Source organism: Bacillus sp. D48C (assembly GCF_053345735.1).
Genome location: NZ_JBKFAQ010000006.1, coordinates 20,984 through 32,517 on the forward strand (window position 1 = coordinate 20,984; position 11,534 = coordinate 32,517).

The 11,534-nt window shown below is 36.1% G+C and carries 10 protein-coding genes; all 10 read left to right on the plus strand.

Annotation, left to right across the window (positions count from 1 at the left end):
- Positions 1–20: 20 nt before the first annotated feature.
- The 10 genes from ACLBXA_RS16190 to ACLBXA_RS16235 all read left to right on the plus strand — a co-directional run bounded on the left by ACLBXA_RS16190 (position 21) and on the right by ACLBXA_RS16235 (position 11,431).
- Positions 21–959 (plus strand): phosphate/phosphite/phosphonate ABC transporter substrate-binding protein, encoded by a 939-nt coding sequence (locus ACLBXA_RS16190; RefSeq protein ID WP_000915042.1) that lies wholly within the window; start codon positions 21–23, stop codon positions 957–959.
- A 95-nt stretch (positions 960–1,054) separates the two neighbouring features.
- Positions 1,055–1,828 (plus strand): phosphonate ABC transporter ATP-binding protein, encoded by a 774-nt coding sequence (gene phnC, locus ACLBXA_RS16195; RefSeq protein WP_000569232.1) that lies wholly within the window; start codon positions 1,055–1,057, stop codon positions 1,826–1,828.
- On the plus strand, positions 1,825–2,619 hold the full coding sequence (gene phnE, locus ACLBXA_RS16200) for a phosphonate ABC transporter, permease protein PhnE (protein WP_000999244.1): 795 nt from the start codon (positions 1,825–1,827) through the stop codon (positions 2,617–2,619). The genes phnC and phnE (ACLBXA_RS16200) overlap by 4 nt, the downstream gene beginning before the upstream one ends.
- Positions 2,619–3,422, plus strand: coding sequence for a phosphonate ABC transporter, permease protein PhnE (gene phnE, locus ACLBXA_RS16205; RefSeq protein WP_001082385.1), 804 nt, complete (start codon positions 2,619–2,621; stop codon positions 3,420–3,422). Before phnE (ACLBXA_RS16200) ends, phnE (ACLBXA_RS16205) begins: the two co-directional genes overlap by 1 nt.
- Positions 3,423–3,717: 295 nt before the next feature.
- On the plus strand, positions 3,718–5,718 hold the full coding sequence (tkt, locus tag ACLBXA_RS16210) for a transketolase (protein WP_000019774.1): 2,001 nt from the start codon (positions 3,718–3,720) through the stop codon (positions 5,716–5,718).
- 156 nt (positions 5,719–5,874) lie between these two features.
- Positions 5,875–6,315, plus strand: coding sequence for a sporulation inhibitor of replication protein SirA (gene sirA / locus ACLBXA_RS16215; RefSeq protein WP_000860652.1), 441 nt, complete (start codon positions 5,875–5,877; stop codon positions 6,313–6,315).
- A gap of 78 nt (positions 6,316–6,393) precedes the next feature.
- On the plus strand, positions 6,394–6,615 hold the full coding sequence (locus tag ACLBXA_RS16220) for a YneF family protein (protein WP_001123317.1): 222 nt from the start codon (positions 6,394–6,396) through the stop codon (positions 6,613–6,615).
- Positions 6,616–6,737: 122 nt separating this feature from the next.
- The gene (locus ACLBXA_RS16225) at positions 6,738–8,489 is read left to right on the plus strand and encodes an ABC transporter ATP-binding protein (protein WP_000862447.1); all 1,752 of its coding nucleotides are present in this window, start codon (positions 6,738–6,740) and stop codon (positions 8,487–8,489) included.
- Positions 8,489–10,252: an ABC transporter ATP-binding protein gene (locus ACLBXA_RS16230; RefSeq protein WP_000229515.1), complete on the plus strand. Its 1,764-nt coding sequence runs from the start codon at positions 8,489–8,491 to the stop codon at positions 10,250–10,252. Before ACLBXA_RS16225 ends, ACLBXA_RS16230 begins: the two co-directional genes overlap by 1 nt.
- Positions 10,253–10,384: 132 nt before the next feature.
- Positions 10,385–11,431, plus strand: a complete 1,047-nt coding sequence (locus ACLBXA_RS16235; protein ID WP_001181414.1) for a GH25 family lysozyme — start codon at positions 10,385–10,387, stop codon at positions 11,429–11,431.
- The last annotated feature ends 103 nt before the right edge of the window (positions 11,432–11,534 follow it).

Here is an 11,534-nt window from a genome sequence, read left to right on the forward strand (position 1 = left end):
AGAAAAATGGAGGCATTAATATGTTGAAAAAAGTTTTTGCAATGAGTACAACAGTTGTACTAGCGGCGGGATTATTAAGTGGCTGCGGAGCGAAAGAATCAAGTGCAAGTAAAAATGAAGATACGAAAAAAGGTTATGTACCAAAGACCTTAAATGTTCAATTTGTTCCTTCTCAAAATGCGGATACGCTAGAGGCGAAGGCAAAACCATTGGAAAAGCTATTAAGCGATAAATTAAATATTCCGGTAAAAGTTAGTATTTCAACTAACTACAATACAATTGTAGAAGCGATGGCATCTAAACAAGTAGATGTAGGGTTTTTACCGCCAACAGCGTACGTGTTAGCACATGAAAAGAAGGCTGCTAATGTAATTTTGCAAGCACAACGTTTTGGAGTAGAGGATGAAACAGGAGCTCCTACAAAAGATTTAGTAGACTATTATAAATCTGAGTTTGTTGTTAAAAAAGACTCTAATATAAATAGTGTAAAAGATTTAAAAGGTAAAAAAATTGGTTATCAAGATGTAACATCATCAGCAGGATATGTATGGCCTGCAGCTGTTCTATTAAAAGAGGGAATTGATCCGCTAAAGGATGTGAAACCTGTTACATTAAAAGGCCATGATCAGTCACTTATTGCACTTTTAAATGGTGATGTAGATGCAGCTGTTGTATTCCAAGATGCTCGTAATATTGTAAAAAAAGATTATCCGAATATATTTGATCAAACGAAAATAGTGAAATTTACTGAGAAAATTCCGAACGATACAATTTCTGTACGCTCGGATTTAGATGCAGAGTGGAGTAAGAAATTACAAGATGCTTTCATTGAAATTGGAAAAAATGAGGAAGGCCGTAAAATCATTAAAGAAGTATATTCCCATGAAGGATATATTAAATCTGATGATAGTAAATTTGATATTGTTCGTGAATATGGAAAGACAGTGAAGACGCAATAATACATAGTGAAATGGCGGCTAGCTGGAAGGTGTGAGATTTCAGTTAGTTTGCCGTTTTTTAGTTATTGATAATACATTGAAAGTAGGTAAGATGTGTGATAGAGTTTCGAAATGTTTCCAAAATGTATCCGAATGGCACAAAGGGATTGAATAATATAAATTTAAAGATTCAAAAAGGTGAGTTTATTGTAATGGTCGGATTATCCGGAGCCGGAAAATCTACACTTCTCAGATCCGTAAATCGTCTTCATGAGATTACCGAAGGAGAAATCATTATTGAAGGTGAGTCTATTACTTCTGCGAAAGGAAAAGGATTAAGGCGTATGCGCCGGGATATCGGTATGATCTTCCAAAGTTTTAACCTTGTAAAGCGATCAACAGTATTAAAAAATGTATTAGCTGGTCGTGTTGGATATCATTCCACACTACGTACAACGTTAGGTTTGTTTCCGAAAGAAGATGTGGAGCTCGCATTTCAAGCATTAAAAAGAGTGAATATTTTAGAAAAAGCATATGCACGTGCTGATGAATTATCAGGAGGACAACAGCAACGTGTATCGATAGCTAGAGCATTGGCGCAAGAAGCAAAAATCATATTGGCAGATGAGCCTGTTGCATCGTTAGATCCACTTACGACAAAGCAAGTGCTAGATGATTTGAAAAAAATTAATGAAGATTTTGGAATCACGACAATTGTAAATTTACATTCTATTGATTTGGCTAGACAATATGCGACACGCATTATCGGATTACATGCAGGTGAAATTGTTTTTGACGGTTTAGTAGAAGAAGCAACGGATGAAAAATTTGCTGAAATTTATGGGGACGTTGCTCAGAAAAGCGAATTATTAGAGGTGGCAGTAAAATGAATGACATGACGATATATTCAAATGAAATACCGAAGCCGCCGAGTAAATTGAAACATATGTTAACGTTTATTTTAGTTATTTTAATGCTGTGGAGTAGTAGTGTACAAGTAGATGCATCATTTTCAAAACTGGTAGACGGTTTTCCAAATATGGTAGATCTATTGAAAGAAATGGTGCCACCTGATTGGAGTTATTTTCAAGTTATTACAACAGCGATGTTAGATACAATACGTATGGCGATTATTGGGACGACCTTAGGAGCGATTTTAGCTATTCCACTTGCATTGTTTGCAGCAAGTAATGTGTTTACTAACACATTTTTATATAGTCCAGCTCGAATGATTTTAAATTTTATACGAACGATACCAGATTTATTATTGGCGGCTATTTTCGTAGCGATTTTTGGAATTGGGCCACTTCCAGGTATTTTGGCTCTTACTTTTTTTTCAATTGGACTTGTAGCGAAATTGTTGTATGAATCAATTGAATCAATTGACCCTAGCCCACTAGAAGCGATGACAGCTGTAGGGGCTACTAAGGTGCAATGGATTGTTTATGGAGTCATTCCACAAGTAAAAGCACACTTTGTTTCCTATGTACTATATACATTTGAGGTGAATGTACGTGCAGCGGCTGTCCTAGGTTTAGTAGGAGCAGGTGGTATTGGACTATATTATGATCGTACACTTGGATTTTTACAATATCAACAAACTGCTTCTATAATTATTTATACCCTTATTGTTGTTTTGTTAATTGACTACATTAGTACATTGTTGCGGGAGAAACTATAATGAATAGAACGACGATGATTGTGCCAAAACCGAAGAAACTGAGTGTATATCGCTGGGTTATTTTTATAGCAATTACATTTGTTTATGTTTGGGCCTTTTCAGGAGTACCATTAGAAGGGATAAAGGACACAGCAGGTGAAATCACGAAAGCAATTATGACAGGGGTATTGAATCCAGACTGGTCGTATGTATCTTTGCCAGATGGTGAAGATTTATTGCATGGATTAATTGATACGTTGGCAATTGCGATATTAGGTACATTTATTTCTGCATTTTTATCTGTTCCGTTTGCCTTTTGGGCGGCAACGAATATGAGTAGTGGAAAATTAACTTCAGGATCTGGAAAATTTGTACTTAGTTTTGTTCGTACGTTTCCTGAATTAGTTATGGCTCTTTTATTTATAAAAGCTGTTGGTCCAGGCTCTTTTGCAGGAGTATTAGCCTTAGGATTACATTCTATTGGAATGTTAGGAAAACTATATTCAGAAGGAATTGAAAACATAGATAAAGGACCGACGGAAGCGTTACTAGCAACAGGAGCAAACCGTTTTCAAATACTTTGGTATGCAGTGTTACCACAAGTGTTACCAGACTTTCTATCGTATACGTTATACAGATTTGAAATTAATGTACGATCCGCTGCGATTTTAGGGGTTATCGGAGCAGGAGGGATTGGTACACCTTTAATTTTTGCGCTGAGTTCACGGAATTGGTCTCGTGTTGGGATTATTTTATTAGGTATTATTTTAATGGTAATTATAATTGATTTGATTTCAAGTTCGATTCGCAAACGGATTGTTTAACTTATTTGAAAAGCATCGAAGTTAGATGCTTTTTATATTTTTAAAAACGTATTTAAAAACGTAAGTATAGAAGAAATTTGTATAAATATACAGATAATTCTCTTTCTTTTTAAAATAAAAATAATGAAAAAGTATGTCATATTGAATGCCCATACATTCCCGGAAACATTGATTTTTTTATAAAAAATCAAAAAAATATCAACATATTTGTCGATACATGTTGTATAATCTTGCGTGGGAAGCTATCATATAAATGTATAAAACGTTTACTAATATAAGCGAAGGGAAGAATAGCATGTCACATTCAATCGAACAACTTTCTATCAACACGATTCGCACATTATCCATCGATGCGATTGAAAAAGCAAACTCTGGTCACCCAGGAATGCCAATGGGTGCAGCACCAATGGCTTATACATTATGGACTCAATTTATGAAACACAATCCAAATAACCCAACGTGGTTTAACCGTGATCGTTTCGTATTATCTGCAGGTCATGGTTCAATGTTATTATACAGCCTACTTCATCTATCTGGTTATGATGTAACAATGGATGACTTAAAGAACTTCCGTCAATGGGGAAGCAAAACTCCAGGACATCCTGAGTACGGTCATACAGCTGGTGTAGATGCAACGACTGGTCCACTTGGACAAGGTATTGCAACTGCTGTAGGTATGGCAATGGCTGAAAGACATTTAGCTGCTAAATATAACCGTGATGCGTATAATGTAGTAGATCATTATACATACGCTATTTGTGGTGATGGAGATTTAATGGAGGGCGTTTCTGCTGAAGCATCTTCATTAGCTGCTCATTTACAATTAGGTCGTCTTGTTGTGCTTTATGATTCAAACGATATTTCATTAGATGGCGATTTAAATCGTTCATTCTCTGAAAGTGTAGAAGATCGTTACAAAGCATACGGATGGCAAGTGATCCGTGTTGAGGATGGAAATGATATTGAAGCAATCGCGAAAGCAATTGAAGAAGCGAAAGCTGACGAAAAACGCCCAACGCTAATTGAAGTAAGAACGACAATTGGTTTCGGTTCTCCAAACAAATCAGGAAAATCAGCTTCACATGGTTCTCCACTTGGTGTAGAAGAAACAAAATTAACGAAAGAAGCATATGCTTGGACTGCTGAACAAGACTTCCACGTAGCAGAAGAGGTATACGACAACTTCCGTAAAACAGTACAAGATGTTGGTGAAACTACGCAAGCAGAGTGGAACACTATGCTAGGTGAATATGCGCAAGCATACCCAGAATTAGCAAACGAATTCCAAGCAGCAATGAACGGTCAACTTCCAGAAGGTTGGGAGCAAAACTTACCAACTTATGAATTAGGATCAAAAGCAGCAACTCGTAATTCTTCTGGTGCTGTAATTAATGCAATTGCAGAGTCTGTACCATCATTCTTCGGTGGATCTGCTGACCTTGCTGGTTCTAACAAAACATACATGAATAACGAAAAAGACTTTACAAGAGACGATTACAGCGGTAAAAACATTTGGTACGGTGTACGTGAGTTCGCAATGGGTGCAGCAATGAACGGTATTGCATTACATGGCGGTTTAAAAACTTACGGTGGTACGTTCTTCGTATTCTCTGATTACTTACGTCCAGCAATTCGCCTTGCAGCATTAATGCAATTGCCAGTAACGTATGTATTCACACATGACAGTATCGCTGTTGGTGAAGATGGTCCAACACATGAACCAGTCGAACAATTAGCAGCGCTTCGTGCAATGCCGAACGTTTCTGTTATCCGTCCAGCTGATGGTAACGAATCTGTTGCAGCTTGGAGACTGGCTTTAGAATCTACAAACAAACCAACTGCTTTAGTATTAACTCGTCAAGACCTTCCAACATTAGAAGGTGCAAAAGATGATACGTATGAAAAAGTAGCAAAAGGTGCATATGTAGTTTCTGCAAGCAAGAAAGAAACGGCTGATGTTATCTTACTTGCAACTGGGTCTGAAGTAAGCCTAGCTGTTGAAGCTCAAAAAGCATTAGCAGCGGACGGCGTTGACGCAGCTGTTGTCAGCATGCCATCTATGGATCGTTTTGAAGCTCAACCTGCAGAGTACAAAGAATCTGTATTACCAAAAGCAGTAACAAAACGTTTCGCAATCGAAATGGGTGCTACATTCGGATGGCACCGTTACGTAGGTCTTGAAGGAGATGTGTTAGGTATCGATACATTCGGTGCTTCTGCTCCTGGTGAGAAGATTATGGAAGAGTATGGATTTACTGTAGAGAACGTTGTTCGTAAAGTAAAAGAAATGCTTTAATGATTTCAGAAAAATCTCTCCGGCATGGAGAGATTTTTCTATGTAAATGAGTTTTTTCGACAGAAAAAGTTTTTTATCTCTCCGCAGTCAGACAATCATTGCAAATTTTCTTATATATAATGAAGGGAAAAGGTTGTCCAGATTGGGAGGGGAAAAATGAAAACGTATGAATTGTATTTAATTCAAGAGGATATTGCGAAATCTTATTTTGGTCGTGAATATTTGTTTTTTGATTTATTTGCTCGATTTTCAGAATCTGGGTCCCTTTCGGAGAAAAAAGTGTTATATAAACAAATGATGTATATAACGAAACCATTGCAAGTAATGAAAATTCATCATAAATTAGAACAAGCTTTGCGCGTTCTTGGTAAATATGATAGAACACATCATACACATACACTTTATACGGGAGCGGAGTACGGTGAAATAATGGTGAAACCGCACTATATTCGTATGAATACCTCTGGAAATGTCTCTATGGAAACGACTTTCTTTGAGGTGTTAAGAAAGTGTGAATTAACATTTTTAGCTATGGATTATGAAAATACAAAGTACGGATGGCTGAATCCTCTAAAACAAGTACGAACATATGTGTAAAAAATGTCGAATTGTATCTTGTCTTATTGAAAAGGTTTTAGTACACTGTAAGGTAGACAACATGAAGGAGGAAAATATATGCCAATTTGGTTAGGTATTCTAGTGGGCGTAGTAGCACTAGTAGCAGGCGTGGCGTTAGGATTTTTCATTGCCCGCAAATACATGATGAATTACTTACAAAAAAATCCACCAATTAACGAACAAATGTTAAAAATGATGATGATGCAAATGGGACAAAAACCTTCCCAAAAGAAAATCAATCAAATGATGAGCGCGATGAACAAGCAACAAATGAAATAAGCGCTAAAAGACACTCACTAAGAGTGTCTTTCTTTTTGTTAGTTACAGTTTTTAAAACTTTTAAAAATTCTGTATTTTTGGTAAACTGAAAACATCGCTCATTTTAAGGGAGGAGGAAAAAAATGAAAGTGTTTATGAATTTAGCGTGGTTTTTTAAACAAGAAAAACGAGCGTACATAACCGGAATTATTTTATTATTTGGCGTTGCACTTTTAGAGCTCGTAGCACCAAAAGTAATTGGAATCGTTGTAGATGAAATTAATGATGAAACATTGACGACCGATAAGTTACTAAAATGGGTTGTACTATTAGTAATTGTAGGTATTACGATGTACATATTGCGTTACATATGGCGTATTATGATTTTCGGGTCTTCGTTAAAATTAGCTCGCCAATTACGAAAAAATTTATATGAACATTTTACAAAGATGAGTCCATCTTTCTATCAGTCAAATCGAACAGGTGATTTAATGGCACATGCGACTAATGATATTCAAGCAATCCAGCAAACTGCTGGAGCGGGTGTTTTAACGCTTGTTGATTCATTAGCTGTTGGGGGATGTGTACTCGTAGCGATGGGTTTTACAATTAGTTGGAAGTTAACATTGTTAAGTTTAATTCCGATGCCGATTGTAGCCATTTCGACAAATTATTATGGAACGTTATTACATAAAAGGTTTCATAAAGCACAGCAATCGTTTTCGGAAATTAATGATAAAGTGCAAGAGAGTATGAGTGGAATGAAAGTGATTCGATCGCTTGGACAAGAGAAAGAAGATTTGCAGGCGTTTCGAAAAAAATCAGAAGATGTTGTGCATAAAAATGTGTTAGTTGCACGTATTGATTCGTTATTTGATCCGACAATCGCTCTTATCGTTGGATTTTCTTTTTTAATTGCAGTATGTTACGGATCGGTATTAGTTGTAAGAGGTGAATTAACAGTAGGTGATCTCGTTACATTTACGACATATTTAGGTACCCTCGTTTGGCCAATGTTAGCGTTTGGATGGTTGTTCAATATTATGGAGCGTGGGCGTGCTTCATATGACCGTGTAGAAAAAATTCTTTCACAAAAATCAGATGTAGTAAATAGAGAAAATGCTGTACATACGATAGCGAGCGGTAATGTTTCATTTGCCATTGATTCATTTTCGTATAAGAAAAATGAACTGTTACATTTAAACGATATTCACTTTGATTTGAAGAAGGGCGAAACGCTAGGAGTTGTAGGACGTACAGGTGCAGGGAAAACGACTTTATTAAAATGTTTAATCCGTGAGTATGATCATTTTAATGGTGAATTAAAAGTTGGGGAGCGAGATATTCGAGATTTAACACTTCATGGTGTCCGTTCTGCCATTTCATATGTGCCGCAAGATCATTTTTTATTTTCAGCAAGTATTGGTGAGAATATTGCCTTTGGAAAGGCGGATGCTACATATAATGAAATTACCCAAGCTGCAGAGATTGCTTGTATTCATAATGATATCCTCCAATTTTCAGAAGGATATGAAACAGTAGTAGGGGAAAGAGGCGTTTCGTTATCTGGTGGTCAAAAACAGCGAATCTCTATTGCTCGTGCTTTATTAACAAATGCTGAAATTTTAATTTTGGATGATTGTTTATCAGCGGTAGATGCAAAAACAGAAGAGACAATTTTAAGTGCCTTAAAGAGGGAAAGAGCAGGGAAAACGACGATTATTACTGCACACCGATTAAGTGCAATTCAGCATGCTAATCTTATTCTTGTTGTTGATGAAGGTAGAATTGTACAAAGAGGTACACATGAGGAATTAATGAAGGAAAACGGCTGGTATAAGGAAATGTATGAAAGCCAGCAATTAGAAGCTTTAGTCGAGAAAGGAGGCGTATGATGGTAGAGAAGAAGCGAAGTGATTTAAGTAGATTGCTTTCTTATATGAAGCCATATAAAGGGTTGCTATCTTTAGCATTTATCTTTTTAGTTGGTGCGACAGTAACGGAAATGATGGGGCCTTTTTTAATTAAACAATTCCTTGATGAACACCTAGTACCGCGGGATTTTGAACGATCAGCACTCGTTACTTTATTTGTAATTTACATAGTTGCTCATTTATTAAAAGTATTATTTACGTATTTAAATCTATTGTACTTTCAGAACATTGCTTTTAAGATTGTTCAAGATATGCGAGTTGAAGTATATGAACATGTTCAAAAGCTGTCATTAAGTTTCTTTGATCGTACGCCAATTGGTACGCTCGTATCTCGTATAACGAATGATACGGAAGCGATTAAAGATTTTTATGTCAGTGTATTATCAACATTTGTGAAAAATGTAGTCTTTTTAGTAGGTATTTTAATAGCGATGTTTTTATTAGATGTAAAATTAGCGTTATTTTCTCTCATATTAATTCCGATAATGTTCGCGATTATGGTATTATATCGCCGGAAAAGTGCAGCTTTTTATTTAGAAGTACGTAATCAACTAAGCGTGTTAAATGCAAAATTGAACGAGTCCATACAAGGAATGAATATTGTTCAAGTGTTCAGACAAGAAAAACGTATGAGAAAAGAGTTTGAAGAAGTGAATAATAAACATTATAGTGCAGGGCGACGTACTTTGAAGTTAGACGCATTACTTTTACGACCAGCTACGGATTTAGTACATATTGTAGCTATTGCGTTAGTACTAGGTTTATTTGGGATTGATGCTTTAAAGAGCCCTGTTGAAGTAGGAGTTTTATATGCTTTTGTTAACTATATACATCGTTTCTTCCAACCTGTAAATGAGATGATGATGAAATTGTCCTTTTTCCAACAGGCACTTGTTTCGTCATCACGTGTATTTCATTTAATGGACGAGAAAGATTTAGCACCGGTTCAAAAAGGCAATGAGAATCCTCAAGTTGTCGATGGAGATATTGAATTTAAAAATGTTACTTTTTCATATGATGGAAAGCGTGACGTTTTAAAAAATGTATCATTTCACGTGAAACAAGGGCAAACGGTTGCTTTTGTTGGGCATACTGGTAGCGGAAAAAGTACGATTATGAATTTGTTAATGCGATTTTATAATATTAAGTCGGGAAATATTGTAATAGACTGTGTAGATTTAGAAAAATTTGAAGAACGAGAAATTAGAAAGAAAATAGGACTCGTATTGCAAGATGCATTTTTATTTGCTGGAAATGTAAAGCAAAATATTCGTATGTATAATGAAGAAATTACGGATGAAGAAGTAAAAGAAGCTGCTCGATTTGTGCAAGCGAATACGTTTATTGAAAAGTTACCAGAGCAGTATGAAACAGAAGTAGTAGAAAGAGGTGCAGCATTTTCAAGCGGTCAACGACAATTAATTGCTTTTGCTAGAACGATAGCAACGAATCCGAAAGTATTAGTATTAGATGAAGCAACAGCTAATATCGATACAGAAACAGAAGAGGCTATTCAAACAGCGTTGCAACAAATGCGAAAAGGTAGAACGACGATAGCCATTGCGCATAGGTTATCTACAATTCAAGATGCAGATCAAATTTTTGTGATGCATGATGGAGAGATAGTAGAAAGAGGAACACATCAAGAATTACTAAGTGAGCAAGGTTTGTATTATAATATGTACTTGTTACAAAATAAAGGGAGTTTGCAAAAGGCCTTGTAAATACAAGGTCTTTTTTATTTTGTATACAAAATATATTTACTCTTTGTTTCTATAGCATAAATGTCGTGTCCTCTTATGAAATTTGTACATATTGTATGTATACGAAGTAAAAAAATTAATAGGAGATTTTATATGCAAAACAGATCGAGTTCAAATGTTACGTTAATTGATGTGTCTCATTGGGAAGGGAATATTGATTGGAATGCAGTGAAGGCATCTGGAATTCCAGCAGCGTATGCAAAAGCGACAGAAGGTGTAAATTACATTGATCCTACTTTTACTAAAAATGTACAAGCAGCCCGAAGTGCGAATGTATTAATTGGTGCATACCATTTTGCACGTCCAGAACAAAATGATGCAATTTCAGAGGCGAAATATTTTGTGAGTATATTACAAAGTAACCAGACAGACTTAATGCCAGTTCTGGATTTAGAATCACCAAAAGATCCGAGTAATAGTAATTTAACTGGTAGCGCTATATCGAATTGGGCAAGAAGCTTCATAAATTATGTGAAACAGGCTACTGGAAAAGATGTAATGTTATATACAGGAGTTTGGTATATTAATGAGTTCGGAATTAGCGGATTAAGTGATATTCCACTTTGGATTGCTAAATACTCGAGTACACCGCCTGCTGATGCTGGTGGATGGACAGCGTGGACAGCATGGCAGTACACAGATTCTGGACAAATTTCAGGTGTAGGAAATTGTGATGTATCAGCTGCAGTTTCACTAGAAGCTTTACAAGGGAATGGAGCAAGTGGTGGAGGGAATGTTTCTCCGCCTAATAATGCAACTCCAGTGTACGGGGTTGCTATAATTAATGGAGATAATGTGAATTTGAGAAGTGGACCATCTTTGCAGTCTAGTGTAATTCGCCAATTGAATCGTGGCGAAACATATGAAGTTTGGGGAGAACAAGATGGATGGCTTTGTTTAGGGACAAATCAGTGGGTATATAATGATCCGAGTTATATTCAGTATAAACATTATGTGGCGACTATTACTGGTGATAATGTAAATTTGCGTGATGCTCCATCATTAAAAGGAAATGTTATAAGACAGTTACATCATGGTGAATCGTATCGAGTATGGAGTAAGCAAGATGGATGGCTTTGCTTAGGGACAAATCAATGGATATACTACGATCCAAGTTATATTCAGTATGGTGTACAATAGAGTGAAAATAAAAGGTGCCCCGTCAGAGGTGCCTTTTATTAAAAATATACAACTTTTACAAAGTCTGTATCGAAACCATAGTATACTATAGTAGATATATTTA

Bases quoted from the DNA above. Each gene is read 5' to 3' on its own strand.
- ACLBXA_RS16190 (WP_000915042.1), top strand. From the start codon at position 21: ATGTTGAAAAAAGTTTTTGCAATGAGTACAACAGTTGTACTAGCGGCG.
- phnE (WP_000999244.1), top strand. From the start codon at position 1,825: ATGAATGACATGACGATATATTCAAATGAAATACCGAAGCCGCCGAGT.
- phnE (WP_001082385.1), top strand. From the start codon at position 2,619: ATGAATAGAACGACGATGATTGTGCCAAAACCGAAGAAACTGAGTGTA.
- tkt (WP_000019774.1), top strand. From the start codon at position 3,718: ATGTCACATTCAATCGAACAACTTTCTATCAACACGATTCGCACATTA.
- sirA (WP_000860652.1), top strand. From the start codon at position 5,875: ATGAAAACGTATGAATTGTATTTAATTCAAGAGGATATTGCGAAATCT.
- ACLBXA_RS16220 (WP_001123317.1), top strand. From the start codon at position 6,394: ATGCCAATTTGGTTAGGTATTCTAGTGGGCGTAGTAGCACTAGTAGCA.
- ACLBXA_RS16225 (WP_000862447.1), top strand. From the start codon at position 6,738: ATGAAAGTGTTTATGAATTTAGCGTGGTTTTTTAAACAAGAAAAACGA.
- ACLBXA_RS16230 (WP_000229515.1), top strand. From the start codon at position 8,489: ATGGTAGAGAAGAAGCGAAGTGATTTAAGTAGATTGCTTTCTTATATG.
- ACLBXA_RS16235 (WP_001181414.1), top strand. From the start codon at position 10,385: ATGCAAAACAGATCGAGTTCAAATGTTACGTTAATTGATGTGTCTCAT.